The following is a 26,727-nucleotide window of genomic DNA, read 5'->3' as shown; positions in this document are numbered from 1 at the left end:
CGGGGCCACGCGGCGCCCTTTTCCCCCGTAAAGGCGCTCAGGTCTTCGGTCTACGGTGCACGGCCCCGGGGAAGGAGCTCGCGGCCGGGTGCACTGGGTCGCTCACACTATCCGCCCGTCCGGGTGTCAAGCGACGGTGGTGACAAATTCCACGTGCCTACATCGGGCAATCCGGCGCAATTCCTGGAACGGGAGTTCGTTAAATCTTGGGTACTTGGCGGTTGCTTTACTCACACCGCTGTGTGGCCGCTGTGCCGCCCCGGTAGAGCGGGACGGCGGGCGTGCGCACACCGTGTCCGTACGACTGCGGGGCGGAGCCGACGGAGACGGGGAGATCGGCGCGGAGCCGTCCGAAGAGTTTTCCGGCGGCGGGCTGCACGAGCTGGTCGCGATTGGTGTTATAGACGTACGACTCTCTCGGTACCGTCAGGAATTGCACCCGATCGGTGGGAATCTCGCGCAGACCCCGGACGAGTTCGTACATCCCCCGCAACCCCGCGAGTTCCGGATCGGCCGTCACCGAGGAAGTCGCCGCGTCCAGCACGGGATAGAGCTTCACCGGATTCAGCAGCACACCATTGCTCCACACCTTGTCCACCAGCGCCGCGAGAAAACGCTGCTGGCGGTCCATGCGGTCGGTGTCGCTGCCGTCGCCGAGGGATTTGCGCGCGCGCACGAACCCGAGCGCCTGCTCCCCGTTGAGCGTGACCTTCCCGGCGGGCAGCCGCAGCTTCGCCGCCCGGTCGTCGACGGGCTCGGCGAGACAGACCTCGACCCCGTCCACCGCGTCGACCATCTCCTTGAACCCCTGGAAGTCGACGACGACATGATGATCGACCCGAATCCCGGTCAACTCCTCGACGGTCCGGATCGCACAAGCCGAACCCCCCACCTGAAAAGCATGGTTGAGCATCGAGAACGAGGGCGAGCTCCGCGTCCCATCGGCCCCCGGACACTCCGGCACCTGGACCATCAGATCCCGGGGCAGCGAAACAGCCGTAGCGCTCTTCCGCCCCGCCGCCAGATGCAACAGGATCATGCTGTCGGCCCGCTCACTCCCGGTGTCCCGCCCGTACGCCCCGTTCCCGCCCCCGGCCCGCGAGTCGGACCCGATGAGCAAAACATTCTGCGCCCCCTCGACAAGCGAGGAAGGCCGCTCCCTCTCATACCGGGCCAACTCCCGGGCAGCGGCCTCATCAGCTGTGATGTTCCCGTCGAGCCGCGCATACAGCACACTTCCGGTGATCCCCAGGACAGCAGCCACCCCCACCACCCCGCCACCCCCGACCCACCACCATCGCGCCCTGCGCATGCCGAGTGCTCCCCCTCGCGTGCAGATTCCCTGTCCCTACGACGATGGCGCGCCAGACGCCGGGATGCGGCCCGGGGATAGACCGAACGGGGGAGGGGGCGGAGGCGAGGGCGTCGAGCCGCGGGCAGGACGGCGGGATACGGCGTCGGAATCCGGGCCGGGGTGGTGGGGTGTGGTGACGGGGAGTGGGCTGGGACGGCGGGGAGTGGGCCGGGACGGCTGGATGCGGCGGCGGGGCGCACCTGGCCCACCCGCGCGTTCGCGTCTACCTGGCGCCGGCCACGCGCCCGTGCTGCCCTGCCCTCACCCGCAGTTCCCTCCCACCCGCCTCAACCACATCCAGCCTGTCCGGCGCTTGAGGACAAGGCCCTTTCAGGGCCGACCACCACCCACCCGCCGAAACCTCCCCCGCCTCAGAGAGCCGGGGTGGCGGGCAGGCCGAGGTGCTGGGGTGCGGTGTTGGAGGGCGGGCCGGGACGGCGGGGAACGGCGACGGGGATGCGGGCCTCGGGGCGGGGTGCGGCGGCGGAGCGCCGACCGGGACGGCTGGATGCGGTGGCGGAGCGTCGAGCGGGCTCACCTGGCCCCACCCGTGTATTCGCGTCTACCCGGCGCCAGCCACGTACCCGTGTCGACACGCCCCACCCGCAGTCCCCTCCCACTCGCCTCAACCACATCCAGCCTGTCCGGCGTGTGAGGACAAGGCCCTTTCAGGGCCGATCACCACCCGCCCGCCTCAGCGCGCCGTAGCCGTCACCTTCTCGCTCTCCACCCGCTTGGCCACCGCCTCCTCGCTCGCCTCCCCGAGGTTCCGGCACAGCACCACCGAGCCGCCGCTCGCGAGAGGCGCGTACAGACCGGCGCTGAGGCCGTCCCAGGTGTCGTACGGGAGGCCGCTCAGGAGCCGTCCGCCGGGGCCGAGCAGTCCCAGCCGGCCGGCGTCCGCGCGGGCCCGCTCCACGACCTCGGCGCCGCTCAGCTCCGCCCCCGCGACGACCAGCGCGGGCTCCTCGGGATCGACCGGCGCGTACGGCGCGAAGCGGTCGCCGTACGTCGGGACCTCCACGGCGTAGTCGGTGTAGCCGTCGGGCGGCGCGGGGAGGAAGCGCCGCCCCAGGGGCGCGAGGGAGAGGGCGTAACGCTCACCCCGGCACGCGCGCCCGGCATCCAGATCGTCCGGCCCGGCGACGACGGCGTCCGCGCGCGAGGGATCGCCGTACACATCCGCGACCGCGCCCACGGAGGAACACGCCAGCAGCCAGACGGCGGTCTGCCAGTGCGCGGGGAGGAGGAGGGCGACGCGGTCGCCGGGTTCGACGGAGAGGCCGTCCTGGAGGAGGTTGGCGGTCTTGGCCACCCAATTGGCGAAGGTGGCGACGGAGAGTTCGACGCGTTCGCCGGTGGCGTCGTCGTAGAAGGTCACCAGGGGGCGGGCCGGGTCCGCGGCGAGCGCGGAACGCAGCAGGTCGGCGGGGGTGCGATCGGTGGCGTTCACCCGCGCAAGCGTATCGGGGCAGCGGGCGGGCGCGACGGCCCGGCGGCTCACCGGTTCGGCCGAACCGATCCGACGGGCCGTCAGTTCCCCGATGGACAGATATGTATGACTATGTTCACTATCGTCGGTATGCGTGGATTGCTAGCTGTCTCGATCGGCGTCACCCTCTCCTTCTCCCTCCTCCCGCCCGCCGCAGCGGCGCCGACCGTCCAGCCGGCGCCCGCACTCGCGGGCAGCACCCAGTCGCTCCCCCTCGCCCCCCTCACCCGCGCGTTCGGCGCCGCCCCCGGCGTACCGCGTCGCGACGTCCACCCCTTCTCGCTGCTCGGCGTCGTCTGGGACGACCCCGCCGCGCACCTCGACGGCGCCGTACAGGTCCGCACCCGCCCCACCGGCACCGACGGCTGGTCCGACTGGCAGGACCTGGAGACCCACGCCGACGACCACGGCGCGGACCCCGGCACCCCGGAACACGACTCCACGCGCCTGCGCGGGGGGACGGCGCCGCTGTGGGTCGGCGATTCGGACGGAATCGAACTGAGGGTCCGACCGGATACGACCGGAACGCGCGCCCTTCCGGCAGGACTTCGGGCGGAACTGGTCGACCCCGGCACGCAGGACACCCCCGTCGTCGGCCCACCGCGCGCCCGCGCGCGCGTCGGCACCCCGGCCGCCGGGACCTACGTACCCGAACTCCCGCGCACCCTCCCGCACGGCGCCCCCCGGCCCCGCATCGTCACGCGCAAGGGGTGGGGGGCCGACGAGAAGCTCCGGGAGAAGAAGTTTTCCTATACGAAGAGCGTCAAGGCGGCCTTCGTTCACCACACGGCCACCGGGAATCGGTACCGATGCTCTCAAGTGGCGTCAGTCATCCGCGGTATCTACCGCTACCACGTCAAGAGCATGGGCTGGAAAGACATTGGTTACAACTTCCTCGTCGACAAGTGCGGCACCATCTACGAGGGCCGCGCCGGGGGAGTGACCAAGCCGGTCCTCGGCGCCCACACCCTCGGTTTCAACGCGAACAGCGTGGGCATCGCGGTGATCGGCACGTACGGCGCCACCCGGCCGTCCACCGCCGCGGTGAAGGCGGTCGCCCGGATCACGGCCTGGAAACTCGGCATCTACGGGGTCAATCCCCGAGGAACGACATATCTCAAGTCGGCGGGTGGCAATCTCTACCGAAAAGGTAAGAACGTACGACTGAACGTCATCTCCGGTCACCGCGACGGCTTCGCCACGGACTGTCCGGGGCGCCAGCTCTACAGCAGGCTCGGCACGGCCCGCTCGTCGGCCGCGCACTACCAGGGCCGCTGACCGCAGGGCGTGACGGGACCGGTGGGGGAGGACCAGATGGCGGTGCCGTACGGGTGCCGACGGGAGCCCGACGGGGCGTCCGGACCGGATGCCGCGAGCGGAGCCGGCGTACCGCGTCCGACCCCCCGGCGATCAGCTACCGCAGCCCGCATAACCCCGACCGGCCGAAATCCAGTTCGGCCGGTCCCGGCAGGAAGCAGAGACGACAGGTGACAGAAGCGATCCTCCTGGTCGGCGGCAAGGGAACCCGGCTGCGCCCGCTCACGGTGCACACCCCCAAGCCGATGGTGCGGGCGGCCGGCGTGCCGTTCCTCACCCACCAGCTGGCGCGGGCCAGGGCGGCCGGCGTGGACCACATCGTCCTCGCGACCTCGTACCTGGCGGAGGTCTTCGAGCCCCACTTCGGCGACGGCTCCGCCCTCGGCCTCCACATCGAGTACGTCACCGAGGACGAGCCCCTCGGCACCGGCGGCGCCATCCGCAACGTCGCCTCGCGCCTCCACGCCGGCCCCGACGACCCGGTCCTGGTCTTCAACGGCGACATCCTCACGGGCCTCGACATCCGCCGCCTGGTCACGACCCACGAGACGACCGGCGCGGACGTCTCCCTCCACCTCACGAAGGTCACCGACCCGCGCGCGTACGGGCTGGTCCCCACGGACGACACGGGCAGGGTCCTGGCGTTCCTGGAGAAGCCGACCACGCCGGAGGAGATCGTCACCGACCAGATCAACGCGGGCGCGTACGTCTTCCGCCGCTCGGTCATCGACACGATCCCGACGGGCCGCCCGGTCTCGGTGGAACGGGAGACCTTTCCGGGGCTGTTGACGGCCGGGGCCCACCTCCAGGGCATGGTCGACTCCACGTACTGGCTCGACCTCGGCACCCCCGCCGCCTTCGTCCGGGGCTCAGCGGACCTGGTCCTGGGCCGGGCCCCGTCCCCCGCGGTCCCCGGCCGCTGCGGCGACCGCCTGATCCTCCCCACGGCACGGGTGGCCCCCGACGCGAAGCTGACGGGCGGCACGGTGGTGGGCGAAGGCGCCCTGATCTCAGAAGGAGCCCGAGTCTCCGGCTCCACCATCCTCCCCGGCGCGGTGATCGAACCCGGCGCGATCATCACCGACTCCCTGATCGGCACCCGAGCCCGAATCGGCACCCGCTCCATCCTCACCGGCACAGTCATCGGCGACGGCGCAATCATCGGCCCCGACAACGAACTCCGAGACGGAGCAAGGATCTGGTGCGACGCAAGAATCCCGGCGGGCGCGGTGAGATTCTCGTCGGACCAGTAGGGGGAGCGAGGGGAGGGCGGGGCCGCACGGGGAACGGCTCCGCCACGGCGACGAGGTACCGGCGGTTGATAGGGGACTGGGACGCGGGACTTGTGAATGTCACGCCCCCCGTCTGCGGCTTTTGGGGGCGCGGGGCTGTATCAACATGCGGCTCCGCCGCGCGGTCGCGACCGGCAACGACGTACCGGCGGGCGAACGGCCACTGGGACGCGGGCCCTGCAAAAGCCACGCCCCCCATCTGCCGCGTCTTTTAGGGGCGCGGGGCTGTATCAACATGCGGCTCCGCCGCGCGGACGCGACCAGCAACGACGTACCGACAGGCGAACGGCCACTGGAACGCGGGCCCTGCAAAAGCCACGCCCCCCGTCCGCCGCTTTTCAGGGGCGCGGGGAACTGCGCGACAAGCCACGACGAACCCGCACCCGACAACGAACCGGCCGGGGTCGAAGGGGCGGAGCCCCTTGGGGATGGGACGGGTAGGGGCGGCGGGGGCGAGATCAAATCCCCCGAATGTCGCCGACAGGCATCCGCGGACCCCTCCGCTCACGCCCCACCCCGCTCAACAACACCAACCGAACCGCCCGATGCCGCTGCCCCGCATACGGCTCCAGCAACTCCAACATCCGCCCGTCATCGGCATCCCGCTCCCCACCGAGCACCCACCCCACGATCCCCGGCAGATGCAGATCCCCCACGGTGACGACATCCACCGCCCCATGACTACGCTGCACAACTTCCGCGGAGGTCCAGGGCCCCACCCCCGGCACCACCTCCAACCGCCCCCGAGCCACCTCGGCGGACACCCCCACCCCCTCCTCCAACCGCGCGGCAACCCGAACAGCCCGCACCACAGTGGAGGCCCGCTTGTCATCCACCCCCGCGAGATGCCACTCCCAGGAGGGAACACCGCCCCACACCCGAGGCGAGGGCATCACCCACAACCGCCCCCCGGCCGCAGGCCCCGGCGCGACTTCCCCGAACTTCCGCACCAGCACCCCCCAGGCCCGATAAGCCTCATCGGTGGTCACCTTCTGCTCCAGCACAGACGGAATCAACGACTCGAGAACCAGCCCGGTACGCCCCAACCGCAACCCCTTCCGCCGCCGCCAGGCATCAGCGACAACCCGATGCCGAGGCAGAAACCCGGACGGATCATCGAACTCCCCCACCAGCGCGGGCAGCTGATCGAGCAGCCACTCGGCCCCGGCCCCCCATGCCTCCCCCCGCACCACACCCCCCTCAAGCGAAACCCGCAACGCCCCGGGCCCACAGGGAGTCAGACTCCCCCGCCACACGGCCCCGTCGGGAGTGACCCGAAACGTGGGATCCCCGGGCCCCCGCCGCAAGGGCCCCAGCACAAGCCCGAGATCAACGGGCCCACGGGGCGCGTACGTCCGTACCCGCCCACCCGGCCCCCCACCACCCCCACGGGCCCCAGGCACCCGCGCATCCCCACCCCGCACGGTCGTACGACTCACCGGGTTGGACCGAGGAGCGAACCGCCCTGCCATGAACCACCCTCACGAGCCGAACCGAAACGAACCGGACCGAACGGAAACCGAAGCGGGGACGGGAACCGAAGCCAGGCGAGCGCCCTCCTCACGGCAGCCCCTTCCCCCGGCTCCCGACCACCTCCCTCACCGCACCTCGACGAACCCCTCCACCCCTCGCTCGGCCCGGTCCGCAGGCGCCTCCGCGGCCCGCCCCACAGCAACCGCCCCCATCGGATCCCACCCGGAGGGCAGCTCCAGCACCTTCCGCACCACATCCCGGCAGAACATCGTGGAGGAAACCCACGCGGACCCGAGCCGCTCCCCGGCGAGCGCGACGAGAAAGTTCTGCACCCCGGCCCCGGCGGCGACGACGAACATCTCCCGCTCGGCGGCATCCCGCCGGGGATCGCCGTAGAAGTGGGCCCCGTCCATCACGAGACAGGGCACGACGAGATACGGAGCCCGCCGCAGCACATCCCCGCGCCGCACCCGCTTGGCGATGGACTCCTCGGACTTCCCGTCCCGCCGAAGATCGGCGATCCAGGCATCGCGCATGGCGTCGAGGAGCCGCACCCGGGACGCCTCGGACTCCAGCAGGACGAACCGCCAGGGGGTGGTGTGATGGGGCGCGGGCGCGGTGACGGCAGCGGCGACGGCCCGCCGCACGGCACCGGGATCGACGGGTTCATCGGTGAAGGCCCGCACGGTCCGCCGCTGGGTGACGGCAAGCCGCACGGCCTCGGACGTCCCGAGCCGGAACATGTCGTCGTCGGCCCCGCGAACCATGCGCCGGGCCCCTTCCCCGGCCTCCGCCGCGCCGACGACATGCGCAAGTCCCCGCACGACGGCGACAGGCAGCCCGGAAGCCTTCCCCTTGACGAGATCCCCGGCGGCGGCGAGCTCATCGGCGGTGGCGACGACGGTCGCGACGAGCGGATTCCCGTACGCGTCGATCCCACCCCGCAGATCGTCGAGCACGCGCACCCCCGCCGCCCCGATGGCGACGTCGGTCAGCCCGGCCCGCCAGGGCCGCCCGAAGGTGTCGCTGACGACGACCCCGACGTCGACCCCGAGGGCGCCGCGCAGCCCGTCACGGATCGCGCGCGCGGACGCGTCGGGGTCCTCGGGCAGCAGCAGTACGGTCCCGGCGGGCGTGTTGGACGCGTCGACCCCGGCGGCGGCCATGACGAGCCCCTGCCGGTTCTCGACGATCCTGAGGGTCCCCCGCCGAGCGACGACCCGCACGGTCTCCGCGTCGATGGCGGCCTCCCGGTCGTCCGCCGCGACGACCCGCCCCTCGGCCTTGGACACGATCTTGGACGTCACGACGACGACGTCCCCGTCGACCAGCCCGGGTTCGGCCCCGGCGATCAACTTGGCGAGATCGTCCCCGTCCTGAACCTCGGGCAGCCCGGCAACGGCCCACACGCGATACCCGCCCACGTCACACCCGCTTTCCTCTTCTTCGCTCACCGCCCCCGCACCTCCTCCGCCATCTTCAGCGCCTCGCCCGCCATCACGGCGGTCGCCTCGTCGTCGGTCATCATCAGCGGCACGGCCCGGCACCGGATCCCGGCGCCCTCCACGCGCGCGACGGCGTCCGTATCGGCCTTGTCGACGAGCCACCCGTCGAGCAGCCCGGACCCGTAGTGCTCGGCGACAGCGGCGGCACTCGACTCGACCCCCACGGCCGCGAGCACCTTGTCGGCCATCCCGCGCACGGGCGCGTCCCCGACGATGGGGGAGAGCCCGACGACGGGAACGCCCGCCTCGGCGACGGCCTCACGGATGCCCGGCACGGAGAGGATCGTCCCGATCGAGACGACGGGATTGGACGGCGGGAAGAGGATCACGTCGGCCGAGGCGATCGCCTCCAGCACCCCCGGCGCCGGCTTCGCCTGCTCCGCGCCGACGGGGACGACGGCCTGCGCGGGCACGGACGCCCGCAGCCGCACCCAGTACTCCTGGAAGTGGATCGCCTTGCGCTCCCCGTCCACCTCGACGGCGACGTGCGTCTCGACCCGGTCGTCGGTCATCGGCAGCAGCCGCACCCCCGGCTTCCACCGGTCGCACAGCGCCTCCGTGACGGCGCTGAGCGGATACCCGGCGCCGATCATCTGCGTCCGCACGATGTGCGTCGCGAAGTCCCGGTCCCCGAGCCCGAACCACTCCGGCCCGACGCCGTACGCGGCGAGCTCCTCCTTGACCCGGAAGGACTCGTCGGCCCGCCCCCAGCCCCGCTCCTCGTCGATGCCCTCGCCGAGCGTGTACATCACCGTGTCGAGGTCCGGACAGATCTTCAGCCCGAACAGGTGAATGTCGTCCCCCGTGTTGCCGATCACGGTGATGTCCGCGTCCGGCACGGCCTTCTTCAGACCGCGCAGGAAGCGTGCCCCGCCGATACCGCCTGCCAGAACCACAATGCGCATGGGAGAAGTCTCGCAGGCCCCTCCGACAACGCGGTGGCCCCCGCCGTCTCAGACGCCCGCCGCGCGGCTCTCCTCGCGCCCGGCGCACGCCTGCGCGGGGGTGTGCATCGGCATCTCGGTGAGACCCGGGTAATAGATGTGCAGGCTGATCGCGGGCTCCAGAGTGTCGTTCACCACGTCGTGCGCGTACCCCGGCGCGAACACCCGCTGCGCGCCCCCGGAAAGCTTCCGCGCCCCCCGCTCGGTGCGCGCTGTGTGTTCGGTGAGTGTCCCGTCGAGCACCGTCATCACCCCGGACGAAGGCCCGTGGTCGTGCAGCCCGGTGCCCTGCCCGGGGAGCCAGGACAGCAGCCACACCTCGTACCCCGGGCCCGTGCGCAGCCGGTGGTACCAGCGGCTGGTGGCGTCGTACCGGACGAGGTGCTCCCACTCGGAGCGGCCTTGGGCGATGCCCCGCGCGAGGCCGACGAACTCGGCGACGGTGGCGGGGTGCTCGCGCGGGGGCTGGAGCAGATGCGGGACTTCGAGGATGTCGCCGGCGATCTGGAGGTCGTTGTCGCTGTTCATGGGTGCGGTGGTTCCTCGGCGGGAGTTGCGGTGCGGGGGGCTGGGTGTCGCGTACCGGCCGCCCGGGTCACGGGTGGCGCAGGTGCCCTGGTGCGGGCGGGGGAACAGACAGCCGAGTCGCGGTGGACTCAGGGGGACAGCCGGAGCGCGGTGGGGCTCAACAGCTGGGACAGCAACAACAGCCACGGCGAGCACGGGCAGCACCGAGGGACCCGGCGGTGCGGGTCGAGGTGGTGGCCAAGTTCGCGAGCATGCCCACTAGGACAGCGGCTCACACTCCCGGTGTCAACTCGACCCCCGAAGGGTGGGACGCGATTCACCCCATCCGGTACGTCTGTGAGACGAAAGGTTTGTTCACGCGCTCACCGGGACACATGGCGCACAACCGGGCGCGTGACCCGCGTGTCGGAACGAGAACGCAGTTGATGGCGTCCTTTCCCGTACAGGCCGTCAGGCCTCGTCTGCATGTCAAGGTTTATGGCGATTTGAACACTTTCCGCGCCTCCTTGGTTCCGCAGAGTGAATAAGGGGCCCAATAGCAGATCTCGGCTTGACTCGCCCGGAGCAGCACACTTGTAATTTCACTCGTGTCGTTCGGCCGTCACCGCTTGACGGTTGACGGCCCGGCACGGGGACGCGAAAGACAGACGAGGGGCGCACATGACCGAGCTGGTGCAGCAACTGCTGGTCGACGACGCGGACGAGGAACTCGGCTGGCAGGAGCGCGCGCTGTGCGCCCAGACCGATCCCGAGTCCTTCTTCCCCGAGAAGGGCGGCTCCACGCGCGAGGCCAAGAAGGTCTGCCTCGCCTGCGAGGTCCGCTCCGAATGCCTCGAATACGCCCTCGCCAACGACGAGCGCTTCGGCATCTGGGGCGGCCTCTCCGAACGGGAGCGCCGCCGCCTGAAGAAGGCGGCGGTCTGACCCGGTACGACTGTAGGAAGGGCCTCTGGCCTGGCACGGAACGAGGACGACGGCCCGTCGCCGGTGGGTTATCCACAGGCGGCGGGCCGTGGTCTTGCCCAGCCGATAGTGTGGTCGCTCGTCCGAGACACCCCACCGTCCTCATGCGGCAGGGGCGTTCACCGCAGTCCATCGAACCGGGGCCCGTACCTCGATGTCCGTGCACAGCCATACGGCAGCCCGCGACGCTGCCACGCCAGAGTTCCCGCGTCACGTGGTGACCGCGGTCCTCGTCGCCCACGACGGCGCCCGCTGGCTGCCCGACGCGCTCGCCGGACTGCTCGGCCAGGAGCGCCCGGTCCAGTCCGTCGTGGCCGCCGACACCGGCAGCGCGGACGACTCCGCCCAGCTGCTCACCGAGGCCCTCGGCGAAGGCCGCGTCCTGCACCTCGCCCGGCGCACCGGCTTCGGCCAGGCCGTCGAGGAGGCCACCCGCACCGCACCGCGCCTCACCCCGGAGGAACTGCCCTACCTCAAGCGCCCGAGCGGCTGGGACCCCGTCACGCGCACCTGGCGCGACGACGCGTACGACATGCCCGAACTCCCGTACGGCGAACCGGTCCAGTGGCTGTGGCTGCTGCACGACGACAGCGCCCCCGAACCCGACGCGCTCGCCGAGCTGCTCCGCGTCGTGGACAACGAACTGGAGCTGGGCCGCGACGACGTGGCGGTCGTCGGCCCCAAACTCCGCGGCTGGTACGACAGGCGCCAGCTCCTCGAAGTCGGCGTCACCATCGCCCCCTCCGGCCGCCGCTGGACGGGGCTGGACCGCCGCGAACAGGACCAGGGCCAGCACGACCACGTCCGCCCGGTCCTCGCCGTCTCCACCGCCGGCATGCTCGTGCGCAGGGACGTCTTCGAGGACCTCGGCGGCTTCGACCGCCGCCTGCCCCTCATGCGCGACGACGTCGACCTCTGCTGGCGCGCGACCTCCCTGGGCCACCGCGTCCTGGTCGCCCCCGAGGCCGTCGTCCGGCACGCCGAGGCGGCCTCCCGCGAGCGCCGCACCGTCGACTGCGCGGGCCGTACCACCGCCTCCCCGCACAAGGTCGACAAGGCCGGCGCCGTCCACACCCTCCTCGTCAACAGCCGTACGGCGGCGCTCCCCTGGGTGCTCTTCCGGATCGTCATCGGGACGGTCCTCAGGACGTTCGCCTACCTCGTGGGCAAGGTCCCCGGACAGGCCGTCGACGAGATCCGGGGCCTGTTCGGCACCCTGCTGCGGCCCGAGCGGATCATCGCCGGCCGCCGCGCGCGCGGGAAGTCCGTCATCGACAAGGGCGAACTGCGCGCCCTGTTCCCGCCGCCCGGCGCGACCCTGCGGGCCACCGTCGAACAGGCCGCCGGGAGCTTCCTGGACTCCTCCGACGCCGACACCGCCCCCGGGCGGCACGGCGGCGGCATCGAGTCGGGACCCGGCGGGGACGACGCGGACTTCCTGGAGATCGAGCAGTTCGCCCGCCTCAAGCGCATCGCCCGCAAACCCGGCCCGGTGCTCTTCGTCGCCCTGCTGCTGATCTCCCTCGCCGCCTGCCGCGCCCTGCTCGGCACCGGCGCGCTCGCGGGCGGCGCCCTGCTGCCCGCCCCCGGTGACGCCTCCGAGCTGTGGAACCGCTACACCGACGCCTGGCACCCCGTCGGCGCGGGCGGCACCCCCGCCGCGCCGCCCTACCTGGCGATCGTCGCCGCGCTCGCCGCCGTCCTGTTCGGCTCGACCGGCCTCGCCGTCACGCTCCTGCTGGTCTGCTCGGTCCCGCTCGCCGGGTTCACCGCCTACTTCGCCTCCCGGCCGCTGGTCACCTCACGCCTCCTGCGCGCGTGGGCGGCCGTCGTCTACGCCTTCCTGCCCGCCGTCACCGGCGCGCTCGCGGGAGGCCGCCTCGGCACCGCCGTCCTCGCGATCCTGCTCCCGCTGATCGCCCGCGCGGGCATCGCCGCCAGCGGCCTCGCGCACTCCTCGGGCGCGCGCGGCAGCTGGCGGGCCACCTGGGCGTACGCCCTGCTGCTGACCGTCACCACCGCGTTCACGCCGATCGTGTGGCCCATCGCGCTGGTCCTCGGCCTCGCCGTCCTCGCCGTGCGCCGCACCGAACTCGTCGCCTACGGGCCGCGCTTCCTCGCCCAGCTCGGCACCCCCCTGCTGATCCTGGCCCCCTGGTCGCTGTCCCTCCTGCCGACCGGCTTCTTCCAGGAGGCCGGCCTCGACTTCGGCGCCTCCGCCGCGACCGCCCTCGACCTGCTCGGCGCGAGCCCCGGCGGCCCCGGCACGGTCAGCGGCCTGATGCTCGCCGGCGTCGTCCTCGCCGCGCTCGCCGCCCTGCTGCGCTCCGAGCGGCACACCGGCGTGTGGGCGGCCTGGGCGGTCGCCCTGGTCGGCCTGGTCTTCGCCGTCCTGTCCAACGGCGACGCGTGGGCGGGCCCCGCCACCCTCGTCTACGGCCTCGCCCTGCTGTGCGCCGCGATGATCGGCGCCGACGGCGCCCGCTCCCGGGTCGCCGAGCAGAGCTTCGGCTGGCGCCAGCCCGTCGCCGCCCTCATCGCCTTCGCCGCCGCCGCGGGCCCGCTGCTCATCGCGGCCGGCTGGATGATCCGGGGCGCCGACGGCCCCCTGGAGCGCCGCGACCCCGTGCAGGTGCCCGCGTTCGTCGCCGAGGAGGCCGGCACCCGCGACCAGGCCCGCACGCTGGTCCTGGACAGCGACTCCGCCGCCCACGTCTCGTACATGCTGGTCCGGGGCTCCGGCACCCGCATGGGGGACGCCGAGACCGCCTCGGCCGACGGCGAGAACAAGCAGCTCGACAAGGTCGTCGCCAACCTGGTCGCGGGCTCCGGCGCCGACCAGACCAGCGAGCTCGGCAAGTTCGCGGTGCGCTACGTCCTCGTCCACAAGGGCGCCCCGCGCGAGGTCGCCCGCGTCCTGGACGCCACGCCCGGACTCAGCCGCCTCAGCCAGCAGAACGGCAGCGCCCTGTGGCGCGTGGGCCGCGAGGTCTCGCGCGCGTCGATCGTCGCCGCGGACGGCTCCGGCACGCCCGTCGCGGTCGGCGCCGGGCCCGTCGAGATCCACACCACCGTCGAGGACGGCCCCGAGGGACGCGTCCTGCGCCTCGCCGACGCCGTCGCCGACGGCTGGTCCGCCACCCTCGACGGCAAGCCCCTCAAGGCCGTCACCGTCGACGGCTGGGCGCAGGGCTTCGAGCTCCCGTCCACGGGCGGGACACTCGACGTCACCTACGAGGACCCCTTCACCCACACCCTGTGGCTGTGGACCCAGGGCGCCCTCGCCCTCGTGCTCGTCGTCCTCGCCCTGCCCGGCCGCCGCCGGGACGTCGACGACGACCTCCCCGAGGCCGAGGAACAGCTCATCCCCGTCCAGGCCGCCGGCGAGGGCCGCCGCGCCCGCCGCCTGCGCGACCGCGCGGAGGCCGAGGAGACCGCCGTACCGGCCGAGCACCCCGCCGAGGACCCCCCGGCCGCCGTCCCGCAGCAGCAGCCCTACGGCGAGTGGGACGCCGCCGAGTACGCGGGCGCCGAGCAGTACCCGTACCAGCCCGGCGGCTACGACCAGAACGGCGCCCAGTACGACCCGTACCAGGCGGGCCAGTACGACCCGTACGGCTACGACGGACAGCCCCAGCAGCCGCAGCAGCCGCCGTACGACCAGCAGGGCTACGGCGACCAGCAGCCCTACGACCCCTCGTACCAGCAGGGCTACGACCCGGCGCAGCCGTACCAGCGCCCCGACGGGAGCCAGCAGTGAACCGCACCACCGTGTCCCTGATCGCCGGGACGGCCGCGCTCGCCGCCGTCACCGCCTTCGCCGTCGTCCAGGAACCGGCGCAGGCCGGCACCGCCACGCCCGGGGCGGCCTCCCGGCTGCCCGTCGAGCGCACCGGCCTGGTCTGCCCGGCGCCCAGCACCTCCGACCTCGCCGACACCCAGTACACGTCCTTCACGCCGGTCACCGAGGGCACCGGCGACAAGGGCAGGGCGACCCTCACCGGGGTCGCGGAGAGCGCGCAGGGCGGGAGGACGAAGCCCGCGGGCAAGTCCGCCGTCATCCCCGGCGCCCCCGGCAAGCCCGTCACCGGCGACGTCAGCGGCGGCAGTGCGCCCGCGCTGGTCGGCACCGCCGAGGGCAGGTACGCGCCCGGCTGGACCCTCCAGGCCACCACCGGCGTCGCCGCCGGCACCGGCCGGGGCCTGCTCGGCCTCGCCTGCGGCGCCCCCGACACCGAGTTCTGGTTCCCCGGCGCGAGCACGGCGGCCGACCGCACCGACTACCTCCACCTCACCAACCCGGACGACTCGGCGGCCGTCGTCGACGTCGAGCTGTACGGCCCCGAGGGCGCCCTCGACTCCTCCGTGGGCGACGGCATCACCGTCCCCGCGCACTCCAGCGAGCCGATCCTGCTGTCCACCCTCAGCACCGACAAGCTCGACGACGTCACCGTCCACGTGAACGTCCGCAGCGGGCGCGTCGGCGCCGCCGTCCAGGCCCTCGACGACAAGCTCGGCGGCGACTGGCTGACCGCCTCCACGGACCCGGCGAACACCCTGGTCATCCCCGGCATCCCCAAGGACGCCACCGCCGTGCGCCTGGTCGCCTTCACCCCCGACGACACCGACGCCGACCTGAAGATCCAGCTCGCCTCCGCCAACGGCCTCATCACCCCGGCCGGCCACGAGACCCTCCACATCAAGGCGGGCAGCACCACCTCCGTCGACCTCGGCGACATCACGCGCGGGGAGGCCGGTTCTCTGGTCCTGTCCCCGGGCGACGTCACCACGCCGTTCGTCGCGGCGGTCCGCGTCACCCGGGGCAAGGGCAACGACCAGGAGACCTCGTTCATCCCGGCCACCGCGCCCGTCGGCACGCGCGCGTCCGTCCTCGGCAACACCGCCAAGGGCACCACCCTGTCGATCACCGCGCCCACGGCGACCGCCCAGGTCAAGGTCACCGCGTCCGCCGGCACCGAAGCGGGGACGGCCGCCTCGAAGACGTACACCGTCAAGGCGGGCACCACCCAGGACGTCGCCCTGCCCGTGCCCGCCGGGCTGAAGGGGACGTACGCGCTGACCGTCGAGACCGTCTCCGGCGGGCCCGTGTACGCCTCCCGCACGCTGGTCTCCACCGACGACGACGCCCCCGGCTTCACCACGCAGACCCTCCCCGACGACCGGGGCACGGTCGCCGTCCCGGACAGCACGCAGGACCTGTCGATCTTGAACGGGGGCTGAACTCCGCATGGCGATTCGGGTGTTGATCACCCCTGAAGGGTGTGTCTGACCTGTCTTGACGCATTGTTCAGATTTACAGAGGATGAGGGCTCCGTGCCCCCGGGGGGTGCCCGGCCTCCGGCCGACGAGAGCACAAGGAAAAGGAACCGCATTGGTACCGTCGACTCGCATCGTGGTGTTCGACCTGGACGACACGCTCGCCCTCTCCAAGGCGAAGATCACGCCGACGATGGCGCGGTGCCTGACCCGGCTGCTCGCCGAGAAGCCCGTCTGCATCATCTCCGGCGGCCGGTACGAGCAGTTCCGCACCCAGGTCCTGGACGAACTGCCGCTCACCCCGGAACTCGCCGAGCGCCTCCACCTCATGCCGACCTGCGGCACGCGCTACCTGCGCTGGGAGTCGGGCCAGTGGCGCAACGTCTACGCCGAGAACCTGACCGAGGACGAGAAGGCGCTCATCGTGCGCGTCCTCACCGAAGGCGCCAAGTCCCTCGGCCTGTGGGCCGAGAACACCTGGGGCGACATCATCGAGGACCGCGACAGCCAGATCACCTTCTCCGCGCTCGGCCAGCAGGCCCCGCACCAGGAGAAGGCCGCCTGGGACCCGACCGGCGCCCGCCGCCGCGCCCTGTGGGAGTACGCCTCCGAGCGCCTCCCCGGCCTGGAGGTCCGCAGCGGCGGCTCGACGTCCATCGACGTCACCAAGAAGGGCATCGACAAGGCGTACGGCATGCAGCGCCTCCTCGACCACCTCGGCCTCGTCAAGGAGGACGTCCTGTTCGTCGGCGACCGCCTCGACGAGGGCGGCAACGACTACCCCGTACGCGCGATGGGCGTCCCCTGCGTCGCTGTCACCGGCTGGGAGCAGACCGTCGACGTCATCGGCACGATCCTGGGCGACGACCTCGACCGCCCGGCCCCCTCGCTGCTGGCACCGCTCGACGTACGGTGACGGCTCAGTCCTCGCCGTACCGGGGGTCCACCGTCTCCGGCGTCAACCCCAGCAGCTCCGCCACCTGTTCGACGACGATCTCGTGGACCAGGGCCGCACGCTCGTCGCGGCCCTTCGTACGGATCTCCACCGGGCGCCGGTAGACGACGACCCGCGCCTGGCGGTCGCCGGCCGCGGGGACGATGCCGCCGAGCGGGACCGCCTCGTCGTTCCAGGGGCCGCCGGGGCCGTCGAGCCGGGGGACCTCCAGGACCATGAAGTCGACGTCCGCGAGCTGCGGCCAGCGCCGCTCCAGCCGCTCCACCGAGTCCTGCACGAGGTCGGCGAACACCTCGGCCCGGCTCGCGGCGAGCGGCACCTGGGGCGGCGCGATCGGGCCGCGCATGCCCCGGCCGTGGCGGTCGCGGCGGCGGGGCCCGGGGCCTGCGGCACGGGGCGGTACGGAGCTCTCCATCACTACTGAAGCGTAGTCCCCGCTCAGGCCGCCGTACCGCGCCCGCCGTCATGTCGCAGGATGACCATTCCGGCCAAGGTTGGGCTCGATTCGGCATCTCTCCGAGACCGCCGATCTCATGGCAATTGCTCTGCTTTGTACCGGCTGTTGACCGGTTCGCTTCCTCGACCACCGGCCGAAAACTGGTGTTCACGCAGGTCAGCGGGGTATGACAGGAGGTGTCTGTGGGGGGTTTCACAGCACGACACGGTGGAGTGACCTGGTGGAGAGTCGTCGCGGCCCGCTCAAGAGTGCGGTACCGTCCAACGTCGTGAGCCCTGTACGTCGCTGTTCGCGCACCGCCTGCGGCCGACCCGCCGTCGCGACGCTGACGTACGTCTACGCCGACTCGACGGCCGTCCTCGGACCGCTCGCGACCTACGCCGAACCCCACTGCTACGACCTGTGCGCCGAGCACTCCGAGCGCCTCACCGCCCCGCGCGGCTGGGAAGTCGTACGCCTCCTCGACGCGTCCGCGCCCGCGCGCCCCAGCGGTGACGACCTCGAAGCCCTCGCCAACGCGGTCCGCGAAGCCGCGCGCCCCCAGGAACGCGCCGCGGGAGGCGCTTCAGGCCGCGCCGCCGACCCCATGGAGGTCGCCCGCCGGGGCCACCTCCGCGTCCTGCGCTCGCCGGAACCCTGACAGTCCCCCGGCGATAGGCTGGTCTTTCTACGCCGCCTGACCTGTGAAGGACACCCCATGCCCCTCGTCGACCCCGGCCTCCTGGACATCCTCGCCTGCCCGTCCTGCCACGCGCCCCTCCAGGAACAGGACACGGACCTGGTCTGCACGAGCCCCGACTGCGGCCTGGCGTACCCGGTCCGCGACGGCATCCCGGTCCTGCTGGTGGACGAGGCACGGAAGCCGGAGTAACCGGGAGCGGGGTGTCGTGATCACGCTCCCGCGCGGGACGACGATTTCTCCGCCCTTCACCCAACTGCGGGCAGTCGTGCCGCTAGGGGCGGCACGGGTGGGCGCAGCGGCACCCCGCCAACGCGGGCAAGTGCCAACGCCCCTACCCCAGCCACCCCCCACCCGCACCGCACCCCCGGCCCGAACCCACCCGCACGCGTCGACAACCCCGGCGATCGGAGACCCCGCCATGCTCGACGAATCACTCCTCGACACGCCGGAGGCCCTCGCCGAGGCCGACCGCCGAGCCCTCCTGCGCGGCGCGGCGGAGGCAGGCGCGCGAGTCCGCACGGCCGCGAGGATCGCGACAGAAGCCGGCGTACAGGAACTGAAACCGGACGGCCGCCCCCGAGGCATCCTGATCGCCGGCCCGGGCGCCGCGGCGACCTGCGTGGCCGACCTCCTCGCCACCCTCGCGGGCGCGGCCTGCCCGGTCACCCGCCTCGCCCCCACCGGCGTGGCCTCCGCCGCCGGAGCCCTCCGCTGGGACCTCCCGGGCTGGGCGGGCTCGGTGGACCTCCTCCTGATCGCGACCCCGGACGGCACGGAACCGGGCCTGGCGCTCCTCGCGGAACAGGCGTACCGGCGCGGCTGCACGGTCGTCGCGGTCGCCCCCGCCCGCACCCCCCTCGCGGAGGCGGCGGGCGCCTCGCACAGCCTGTTCCTGCCCCTGGCGACGGCCCCGTACGACGCGGAGGCGAGGCCGCTCACGGCGTCGGCCCCCGGCGTCCTGTGGGCGCTCCTGACCCCTCTCCTGGCCCTCCTGGACCGCATCGGCCTGGTCACGGCCCCGCCGGAGACCCTGGAGCAGATCGCCGACCGCCTGGACCACGTCGCGGAACGCTGCGGCCCGGCGGTCGCGACGTACAGCAACCCGGCGAAGACCCTCGCGGGCGAACTCGCGGACGCGCTCCCGGTGATCTGGACGGAGGGCGTCTCCGCGGGCCCGGCGGGCCGCCGCTTCGCCGCGGCCCTGGCCGAACTCGCCGGCCGCCCCGCCCTGGTCGCGGAACTCCCGGAGGCCCTCGCCTCCCACAGCGCCCTCCTCGCGGGCCCGCTGGCCGCCGGCGCCGACCCGGACGACTTCTTCCGCGACCGCATCGACGACCCGCCCGCGTTGCACGCGCGCGTGGTGCTCCTGCGGGACCGCCCCAGCGGCGGCCTCAGCGCCGCCCCCGCAGCCCGTGACCTGGCCCTCGGCCACGACACGCCGATCAGCGAACTCGACCCGGAAGAGGGCACCGAGCTGGAGACCCTGGCCGAGTTGATCGCCGTCACGGATTTCGCCGCCGTTTACCTCTCGCTCGCCTCCGGGGCCTGATCCTGTTCCCGGCCCCCGCCTGAACCTCACGCAAGAGAGAACCGTATGGACCGCCTCGACAACACCGTCCGCCCCTACGCCTGGGGCTCCACCACCGCGATCCCGCACCTCCTCGGCGTGGAGCCGACCGGCGAACCCCAGGCGGAGATGTGGCTGGGCGCCCACCCCGGCGCCCCCTCGCGCACCGCGCGCGGGACCCTCGTCGAGGTCATCGACGCGCACCCGCGCGAGGAACTCGGCGAGGCGGCCGTCACCAAGTTCGGCCCCCGCCTGCCGTTCCTCCTCAAACTCCTCGCGGCGGGCGCCCCCCTCTCCCTCCAGGTGCACCCGAACCTCCAGCAGGCGAAGGAGGGTTACGACGAAGAGGAGACCCGCGGCGTCCCCGTCGACGCCCCGCACCGCAACTACAAGGACGCCAACCACAAGCCCGAACTCATCTGCGCGCTCACCGAGTTCGACGGCCTGTGCGGCTTCCGCGCCCCCGAGGAGTCCGCCGCCCTCCTGGAGGGCCTCGGCGTCGACTCCCTCAAGCCGTACGCCGACCTCCTGCGCGCGCACCCCGAGGACGCGGCCCTGCGCGAGGTCCTCACGGCCGTCCTGAGAGCCGACCGCGCGGAGATGGCCCGCACGGTCACCGAGGCGACCGCCGCCTGCGAACGCCTCGGCGGCGCCTACACGCCGTACGCGCAGATCGCCCGCCACTACCCCGGCGACCCCGGCGTCATCGCCGCGATGCTCCTCAACCACGTACGGCTCCAGCCCGGCGAGGCCCTGTTCCTCGGCGCGGGCATCCCGCACGCGTACCTCAGCGGCCTGGGCGTCGAGATCATGGCCAACTCGGACAACGTCCTGCGCTGCGGCCTCACCCCCAAGCACGTCGACGTCCCCGAACTCCTGCGCGTCGTCCGCTTCGAGGCGACCGGCCCCGGCGTCCTGCGCCCCGAGGCGGCACCGGACGGCGAGGAGGTCTACGACACCCCGATCGACGAGTTCCGCCTCTCCCGGTACGTCCTGCCCGAGGGCACGTCCGTCCACGACCTCACCCTGGAGGCCCCGCAGATCCTGCTGTGCACGGCCGGAACGGTCCGCGCCGGGGAGCACGACCTCGCGCCGGGGCAGTCCGTGTTCGTCGCGGCCGGCGAAAAGACCGAGGTGAGCGGCGTGGGAACGCTGTTCAGGGCCACGGTCGTCGTCTGATCCGATCGTCGTACCGGGCCTGTGGACAACTCCCGCACCACGGCCCCGGGATGCTGTAAAAATGGCCCACCGGCAAAGGTCCGGCAAAGCGCTGTACGGAGACGAAGGGATCGGACGAGCACATGAGCGCGTCAGGCGGCACCAAGGCGATCGTGGCGGCACTCGGCGCCAACCTCGCGATCGCGGTATCGAAGTTCGTGGCGTTCGCCTTCAGCGGCTCCTCGTCCATGCTCGCCGAAGGCGTGCACTCCCTCGCCGACTCCGGGAACCAGGCGCTGCTCCTCGTCGGCGGCAAGAAGGCACAGCGCGAGGCGACCCCGCAGCACCCCTTCGGGTACGGCCGCGAGCGGTACATCTACGCCTTCCTCGTCTCCATCGTGCTCTTCTCCGTCGGTGGCATGTTCGCGATCTACGAGGGCTACGAGAAGATCAGGCACCCGCACGAACTGGAGCACTGGTACTGGCCGGTGGGCGTCCTCGTGTTCGCGATCATCGCCGAGGGCTTCTCCTTCCGGACGGCCATCAAGGAGTCCAACGAACTGCGCGGCCGGCTCTCCTGGAAGGAGTTCGTCCGCCGCGCCAAGGCGCCCGAGCTGCCCGTCGTCCTCCTGGAGGACCTCGGCGCCCTCGTCGGCCTGGTCCTCGCCCTCGGCGGCGTCGGCCTCGCGCTCGCCACGGGCGACGGCGTCTGGGACGGCATCGGCACGCTCTGCATCGGTATCCTCCTCGTCCTCATCGCCCTCGTCCTCGCCGCCGAGACCAAGTCCCTCCTCCTCGGCGAGTCCGCGGGCCTGGACGAGGTCAAGAAGATCGAGGCCGCGATCGTCGACGGCGACACGGTGACCCGCGTCATCCACATGCGCACCCTCCACCTCGGCCCCGAAGAACTCCTCGTCGCAGCCAAGATCGCCGTCCAGCACGACGACACCGCCACCGAGGTCGCGACAGCCATCAACGCCGCCGAGTCCCGCATCCGAGAGGCCGTCCCGATCGCCCGCGTCATCTACCTGGAGCCGGACGTCTACAGCGAGAAGGAGGCAGCCAAGGGCCCGGACCCGGAGGCGGCTCCCGGAGGCCCGACGCTTACACCGACGGACCACTGACGGGGCTCGCGCCCAGAAGCCCGGCAGGCTCGCGCGGCGGACAGGGCGACGGGCCCGGCCGAGCGGTCCTGCCGTCCTCCGCTCGGCCCGGCGTGCGGACCTGTGCCCGGTCTCGCCTCCGCCGTAGAGACGTAGAGATGCGCCCTACAGCGCCCCGACGGGCGGCACCCCCCACCCCGGCCCGCCGCACGGCGATTCACAGCGCAGCCCCTGGCGCGATGCCATCCGGTCCGACCTCCGGGACGACCTTTTCCGGCACACCGCAACAGCCCGCCCCCGCCCGCATCACCCCAGGTGAAGCCGCGAACCCGCCCCCGCCTTCACCCCCGTGCGCCCCTCGAGAGCGGCTCGAACCAGCCGGACGCGGGCTGGGCCGTCCGGGATGGCCGGTGTAGCTTGGGGCGGAGTCAGACGTCGCTGCTGATGGCGGTCGGGCGGTCCCCTGCGGACCGGCCGAGGGAGAGAGGGCCTCCGACGGACTGTGCTACGCGTACGCGGGCTCGCCCGTGCCCCCGTAGGACCACGTGTCCCGCGGGCGCACCCCTGTGTCCGCCGCCGCGCAGACCAGCCGTGTCCACCTCTCGACCCCGACATCGAGGAGCAGCAGTTCCATGACCCAGGACTTCAAGGTCGCCGACCTCTCCCTGGCCGTCTTCGGCCGCAAGGAGATCACCCTCGCCGAGCACGAGATGCCGGGCCTGATGGCGATCCGCAAGGAGTACGCCGAGTCCCAGCCCCTCGCCGGCGCCCGCGTCACCGGCTCCCTGCACATGACCGTGCAGACCGCCGTCCTGATCGAGACGCTGGTCGCCCTCGGCGCCCGCGTCCGCTGGGCCTCCTGCAACATCTTCTCCACCCAGGACCACGCCGCCGCGGCCATCGCCGTCGGCCCGAACGGCACGGTCGACAACCCCCAGGGCGTCCCCGTCTTCGCCTGGAAGGGCGAGACGCTGGAGGAGTACTGGTGGTGCACCGAGCAGGCCCTGACCTGGTCGGACAGCCCCACCGGCGGCCCGAACATGATCCTCGACGACGGCGGTGACGCCACCCTCCTCGTCCACAAGGGCGTCGAGTACGAGAAGGACGGCAAGGTCCCTGCCGTCGACACCGCCGAGTCCGACGAGCACCGCGTCATCCTCGAACTCCTGCACCGCACGATCTCCGACGGCTCCCAGAAGTGGACCCAGCTCGCCTCGGAGATCCGCGGCGTCACCGAGGAGACCACCACCGGCGTCCACCGCCTGTACGAGATGCAGCGCGACGGCGTCCTCCTCTTCCCGGCGATCAACGTCAACGACGCCGTCACCAAGTCGAAGTTCGACAACAAGTACGGCTGCCGCCACTCCCTGATCGACGGCATCAACCGCGCCACCGACGTCCTCATCGGCGGCAAGACCGCCGTCGTCTGCGGCTACGGCGACGTCGGCAAGGGCTGTGCCGAGTCCCTGCGCGGCCAGGGCGCCCGCGTCATCGTCACCGAGATCGACCCCATCTGCGCGCTCCAGGCCGCGATGGACGGCTACCAGGTCACGACCCTCGACGAGGTCGTCGACAAGGCCGACATCTTCATCACCACGACCGGCAACAAGGACATCATCATGGCCGCCGACATGGCCAAGATGAAGCACCAGGCCATCATCGGGAACATCGGCCACTTCGACAACGAGATCGACATGGCCGGCCTCGCGAAGATCCCCGGCATCGTCAAGGACGAGGTCAAGCCGCAGGTCCACACCTGGACCTTCGAGGACGGCAAGGTCCTCATCGTCCTCTCCGAGGGCCGCCTGCTGAACCTCGGCAACGCCACCGGCCACCCGTCCTTCGTGATGTCCAACTCCTTCGCGGACCAGACCCTGGCCCAGATCGAGCTGTTCGCCAAGCAGGAGCAGTACCCGGTCGGCGTCTACACGCTGCCCAAGCACCTCGACGAGAAGGTCGCCCGCCTCCACCTCGACGCCCTCGGCGTCAAGCTGACGACCCTGCGCCCCGAGCAGGCCTCGTACATCGGCGTAGAGGTCGAGGGCCCGTACAAGCCGGACCACTACCGCTACTGACCCGTCAGCACCGGGTCCCCGACCCGCGCTGAACCGGCGGTACTTCAGAGGCAGGCCCCCGCACCCCCGTGCCGGGGGCCTGCCCCTTTCGTCCGGCCGGGACCGCCCCCCGACGACCCGACCAGCTCTGTCACGACCCAGGACCCCCATGCCCCGAGGCCGCTACTCGCTCCACGACCCGCACGACCACACCCCCCTCGGCGAGGAGCACTTCCAATGCGCCCCCGGCCCCTCCGGCTGGCGGTACGTCGCCCAGCGGACCACCCCCGCCGGCGACCACAGCGGCTCCGTCGACCTCGCCCTCGACGACCTCGGCCGTCCCATCCGCCTCGAACTCCACGCGGCCGGCTGGCAGGTCCGCGCCGCCGCCCTGGACGGCGTCACCTGGGTCCGCACCGACCCCACCGGCGCCGAGGCCACCGAAGGCAACGCCCCCGCCCACGCCTTCACCGGTACCTCCCCGGCCTTCCTCGTCGCCACCGCCCGCCTCCTGCGCCTCACGCCCTCCCCTTCCGCGACCCGCGTCCGCCTCGTCTCCTTCACCGACCCGGTCCTCGCCCCCCGCACGACCGACCAGTCCTGGGCCTTGGTGAACAGCGAAGCACACGCCACTGACAACGCCCCCCTGACCGTGGACGAATACCAGGTCACAGCCCTGGACACCGGCGAACGCCACACCGTCCACATCGCCGGCGACGTCGTCCTCGCGGCCCCCGGCATCGAACTGGAGGACCTCGCCTCACCCCCGTCGACGTTCACCTGAACCGCCAGGTGGACAGCACTCAGGCAGACAGCACTCAGGCAGGCGGCACGAACCCGGTCGACGGCCGCTCGCCGGACGCCTGCTGTTCCTGAGAAACCTGCGGCAGCTGAGCCGGCTGAGCCCCACGCGGCTCCTGGTACGCCCGAGGCACCTGCCCCCCGTAAGAAACCCCTCCAGCACCCCCGTACACGTCGTACGGCGAACCCGCCGCACCCCCCGGGAACGCCCGCCGGGCCTCCCGTGCCTGGCGCTCCTGTGCCACCGCCGCCAGGTACGCCCCCGGCGTCATCCCCTCCGGCGCGGGCGCGCCCGTACGCGCGACCAGATCGTTCGCGAGGCGCTCCGCCATCTCCCAGCCGACCCGGGGGTCCAACTGGTGCGCGCGCCCGAGGTACTGCCGTATCGCCAGCCATAGCGCGTCGGGTACGGCGGACAGGTCCAGCTCGGCGAAACGGCCCGCCAGCGCGGGCGAGGGAGGCGCGAGGAAGCCGCCCCGCGCGACGGGTATCCGCTCCCGTACCACCAGGGTTCCCGCGAACACGTCCCCGAGCCGCCGCCCGCGCGCGGACACCAGCGAGGCGATGACGGCCACCGTCCCACCCGTCGCGAGAATCTCGACCACCCCGATCGCCCCGCGCACGAGCGCGTGCCGGAACCGGATCGGCCCCCCGTCGTCCCGCACCACCCGCAGCCCGAACGCCAGCTTCCCCAGCGACCGCCCATGGCTCAGCGTCTCGACCGCGATCGGCCCCCCTACCAGCACCAGCAGGAACGACGCGATCGACAGCGCCGTCTGCGCGGCCTCGTCCAGGGAGGCCGTGGTCGCGATCAGGACGACGGACACGACGATGTAGAGCACAAAGGCCACGACGAGGTCCAGGAGGACGGCCAGCGCCCTGCTGGGCAGCCTCGCGGGCCGTAGCTCCAACGCCACAGCCTCGCCCGTCACCAGCTCGCTCACGCTCGCGCCCCTTCCCTGGTCTGCCCGGTGAACAGCAAGTCTGCCAAGCTGAAGGTACTTCGCGCCCCAGTACGACAAGCCGACCGCACCGACCGGTCGCCGACGAACAGCCGAGGAGCACGCACACCGATGGACCTCGACGTCTTCGTCTCCGCCCACCGCGCGGAGTGGGACCGCCTCGACGCCCTTCTCAGCCGACGCCGCCTCACCGGAGCGGAGGCCGACGAACTCGTCGCCCTCTACCAGCGCACGGCCACCCACCTCTCCCTGATCCAGTCGACCGCCCCCGACCCGCAACTCACCGGACGGCTCAGCCAACTCGTCGCCCGCGCGCGCAGTGCCGTGACAGGTACCCGCCGCGCCTCCTGGAGGGACGTCACCCGCTTCCTCACCCAGGGGTTCCCGGCCGCCGTCTACCGCGCGCGCCACTGGTGGGTCCCGACGGCACTCCTGTCGACGGCAGTGGGAGCCCTCCTCGGCTGGTGGATCGGCACCCACCCGGAGGTGCGGTCGAGCATCGCCGCCCCCAGCCAGCTGCGCGAACTCACCCGCCCCGGCGGCGAGTACGAGACCTACTACTCCAGCCACCCGGCGGCCTCCTTCGCCGCCCAGGTGTGGACGAACAACGCCCAGGCCGCCGCGATGTGCCTGGTCCTGGGCATCTTCCTGGGACTGCCGGTCCTCTGGATCCTCTTCCAGAACATGCTCAACCTGGGCATCGGCTTCGGCCTCATGTCCTCCGCCGGCCGCCTCGACACCTTCCTCGGCCTGGTCCTCCCGCACGGCCTCCTCGAACTGACCGCTGTCTTCGTCGCCGCGGGCACGGGCCTGCGCCTCGGCTGGACCGTCATCGACCCCGGC

Annotated in this window: 23 protein-coding genes (1 of these 23 running past the window's edge); 14 read left to right on the top strand and 9 right to left on the bottom strand. The window is 72.3% G+C overall.

What is annotated here, in order from left to right; translation table 11 throughout:
* Positions 1-226 precede the first annotated feature (226 nt).
* Positions 227-1,312, bottom strand: coding sequence for an LCP family protein (locus tag ACQCO7_RS16670; RefSeq protein WP_464072572.1), 1,086 nt, complete (start codon positions 1,310-1,312; stop codon positions 227-229).
* Between the two features lie 736 nt (positions 1,313-2,048).
* The gene (locus ACQCO7_RS16665; protein WP_464072571.1) at positions 2,049-2,807 is read right to left on the bottom strand and encodes a TIGR03089 family protein; all 759 of its coding nucleotides are present in this window, start codon (positions 2,805-2,807) and stop codon (positions 2,049-2,051) included.
* Positions 2,808-2,936: 129 nt separating this feature from the next.
* Between ACQCO7_RS16665 and ACQCO7_RS16660 the strand changes: the two genes are divergently transcribed.
* Both ACQCO7_RS16660 and manB read left to right on the top strand, forming a co-directional pair.
* Entirely contained in the window at positions 2,937-4,124 is a 1,188-nt protein-coding gene (locus tag ACQCO7_RS16660; protein WP_464072570.1) for an N-acetylmuramoyl-L-alanine amidase, read from the top strand.
* A 209-nt stretch (positions 4,125-4,333) separates the two neighbouring features.
* Positions 4,334-5,416: a mannose-1-phosphate guanylyltransferase gene (manB, locus tag ACQCO7_RS16655; protein ID WP_464072569.1), complete on the top strand. Its 1,083-nt coding sequence runs from the start codon at positions 4,334-4,336 to the stop codon at positions 5,414-5,416.
* A 497-nt stretch (positions 5,417-5,913) separates the two neighbouring features.
* Here manB and ACQCO7_RS16650 read toward each other — a convergent pair whose 3' ends face one another.
* The 4 genes from ACQCO7_RS16650 to ACQCO7_RS16635 all read right to left on the bottom strand — a co-directional run bounded on the left by ACQCO7_RS16650 (position 5,914) and on the right by ACQCO7_RS16635 (position 9,905).
* Complete coding sequence (locus ACQCO7_RS16650) at positions 5,914-6,927, bottom strand: DNA-3-methyladenine glycosylase family protein (protein ID WP_464072568.1); 1,014 nt, start codon at positions 6,925-6,927, stop codon at positions 5,914-5,916.
* A 126-nt stretch (positions 6,928-7,053) separates the two neighbouring features.
* Positions 7,054-8,382 carry a coenzyme F420-0:L-glutamate ligase gene (locus ACQCO7_RS16645; RefSeq protein ID WP_464072567.1) on the bottom strand — a complete coding sequence of 443 codons (1,329 nt, stop codon included), beginning with the start codon at positions 8,380-8,382 and terminating at the stop codon, positions 7,054-7,056.
* A complete protein-coding gene (gene cofD, locus ACQCO7_RS16640) occupies positions 8,379-9,338 on the bottom strand; it encodes a 2-phospho-L-lactate transferase (RefSeq protein ID WP_464072566.1) in 960 nt (319 codons plus the stop codon). Before cofD ends, ACQCO7_RS16645 begins: the two co-directional genes overlap by 4 nt.
* Before the next feature lie 48 nt (positions 9,339-9,386).
* On the bottom strand, positions 9,387-9,905 hold the full coding sequence (locus ACQCO7_RS16635) for a cysteine dioxygenase (protein WP_464072565.1): 519 nt from the start codon (positions 9,903-9,905) through the stop codon (positions 9,387-9,389).
* Positions 9,906-10,565: 660 nt separating this feature from the next.
* Here ACQCO7_RS16635 and ACQCO7_RS16630 point away from each other — a divergent pair.
* The 4 genes from ACQCO7_RS16630 to ACQCO7_RS16615 all read left to right on the top strand — a co-directional run bounded on the left by ACQCO7_RS16630 (position 10,566) and on the right by ACQCO7_RS16615 (position 17,061).
* The gene (locus tag ACQCO7_RS16630) at positions 10,566-10,829 is read left to right on the top strand and encodes a WhiB family transcriptional regulator (RefSeq protein ID WP_003975777.1); all 264 of its coding nucleotides are present in this window, start codon (positions 10,566-10,568) and stop codon (positions 10,827-10,829) included.
* Positions 10,830-11,022: 193 nt separating this feature from the next.
* Complete coding sequence (locus ACQCO7_RS16625) at positions 11,023-14,628, top strand: glycosyltransferase family 2 protein (RefSeq protein ID WP_464072564.1); 3,606 nt, start codon at positions 11,023-11,025, stop codon at positions 14,626-14,628.
* Positions 14,625-16,109 carry a DUF5719 family protein gene (locus ACQCO7_RS16620; protein WP_464072563.1) on the top strand — a complete coding sequence of 495 codons (1,485 nt, stop codon included), beginning with the start codon at positions 14,625-14,627 and terminating at the stop codon, positions 16,107-16,109. The genes ACQCO7_RS16625 and ACQCO7_RS16620 overlap by 4 nt, the downstream gene beginning before the upstream one ends.
* A gap of 151 nt (positions 16,110-16,260) precedes the next feature.
* Positions 16,261-17,061 carry an HAD-IIB family hydrolase gene (locus ACQCO7_RS16615; protein WP_464072562.1) on the top strand — a complete coding sequence of 267 codons (801 nt, stop codon included), beginning with the start codon at positions 16,261-16,263 and terminating at the stop codon, positions 17,059-17,061.
* Between the two features lie 4 nt (positions 17,062-17,065).
* Here ACQCO7_RS16615 and ACQCO7_RS16610 read toward each other — a convergent pair whose 3' ends face one another.
* On the bottom strand, positions 17,066-17,515 hold the full coding sequence (locus ACQCO7_RS16610; RefSeq protein ID WP_464072561.1) for a metallopeptidase family protein: 450 nt from the start codon (positions 17,513-17,515) through the stop codon (positions 17,066-17,068).
* Between the two features lie 262 nt (positions 17,516-17,777).
* Here ACQCO7_RS16610 and ACQCO7_RS16605 point away from each other — a divergent pair, with 262 nt between their 5' ends.
* The 5 genes from ACQCO7_RS16605 (at position 17,778) to ACQCO7_RS16585 (ending at position 22,088) form a co-directional block, all read left to right on the top strand.
* Entirely contained in the window at positions 17,778-18,197 is a 420-nt protein-coding gene (locus ACQCO7_RS16605; protein WP_010352397.1) for a DUF3499 domain-containing protein, read from the top strand.
* A gap of 57 nt (positions 18,198-18,254) precedes the next feature.
* Positions 18,255-18,428 (top strand): Trm112 family protein, encoded by a 174-nt coding sequence (locus ACQCO7_RS16600; protein WP_409114963.1) that lies wholly within the window; start codon positions 18,255-18,257, stop codon positions 18,426-18,428.
* 229 nt (positions 18,429-18,657) lie between these two features.
* On the top strand, positions 18,658-19,788 hold the full coding sequence (locus ACQCO7_RS16595) for an SIS domain-containing protein (RefSeq protein ID WP_464072560.1): 1,131 nt from the start codon (positions 18,658-18,660) through the stop codon (positions 19,786-19,788).
* Between the two features lie 45 nt (positions 19,789-19,833).
* Positions 19,834-20,985, top strand: a complete 1,152-nt coding sequence (manA, locus tag ACQCO7_RS16590) for a mannose-6-phosphate isomerase, class I (protein ID WP_464072559.1) — start codon at positions 19,834-19,836, stop codon at positions 20,983-20,985.
* Between the two features lie 122 nt (positions 20,986-21,107).
* Positions 21,108-22,088, top strand: coding sequence for a cation diffusion facilitator family transporter (locus ACQCO7_RS16585; protein WP_464072558.1), 981 nt, complete (start codon positions 21,108-21,110; stop codon positions 22,086-22,088).
* A 484-nt stretch (positions 22,089-22,572) separates the two neighbouring features.
* Here the strand turns inward: ACQCO7_RS16585 and ACQCO7_RS16580 are convergent, their stop codons facing one another.
* Positions 22,573-22,701 carry a hypothetical protein gene (locus ACQCO7_RS16580; protein WP_464072557.1) on the bottom strand — a complete coding sequence of 43 codons (129 nt, stop codon included), beginning with the start codon at positions 22,699-22,701 and terminating at the stop codon, positions 22,573-22,575.
* On the opposite strand from ACQCO7_RS16580, the gene ahcY reads away from it, so the two are divergent.
* Both ahcY and ACQCO7_RS16570 read left to right on the top strand, forming a co-directional pair.
* Positions 22,700-24,142, top strand: a complete 1,443-nt coding sequence (gene ahcY, locus ACQCO7_RS16575; protein WP_464072556.1) for an adenosylhomocysteinase — start codon at positions 22,700-22,702, stop codon at positions 24,140-24,142. The two genes, ACQCO7_RS16580 and ahcY, sit on opposite strands and share 2 nt — an antisense overlap.
* A gap of 148 nt (positions 24,143-24,290) precedes the next feature.
* On the top strand, positions 24,291-24,905 hold the full coding sequence (locus tag ACQCO7_RS16570; RefSeq protein ID WP_409120304.1) for a hypothetical protein: 615 nt from the start codon (positions 24,291-24,293) through the stop codon (positions 24,903-24,905).
* A 34-nt stretch (positions 24,906-24,939) separates the two neighbouring features.
* Here ACQCO7_RS16570 and ACQCO7_RS16565 read toward each other — a convergent pair whose 3' ends face one another.
* Positions 24,940-25,866 carry an RDD family protein gene (locus ACQCO7_RS16565; protein ID WP_464072555.1) on the bottom strand — a complete coding sequence of 309 codons (927 nt, stop codon included), beginning with the start codon at positions 25,864-25,866 and terminating at the stop codon, positions 24,940-24,942.
* A gap of 129 nt (positions 25,867-25,995) precedes the next feature.
* On the opposite strand from ACQCO7_RS16565, the gene ACQCO7_RS16560 reads away from it, so the two are divergent.
* On the top strand, positions 25,996-26,727 hold the 5' portion of the coding sequence (locus ACQCO7_RS16560; RefSeq protein WP_464072554.1) for a stage II sporulation protein M. It continues 273 nt past the right edge of the window; only the first 732 of its 1,005 coding nucleotides appear in the window; the start codon lies at positions 25,996-25,998; its stop codon lies beyond the right edge, outside the window.

This window comes from Streptomyces saintjeani, assembly GCF_055409605.1.
This window is presented reverse-complemented; position numbering and strand designations above follow the sequence as displayed.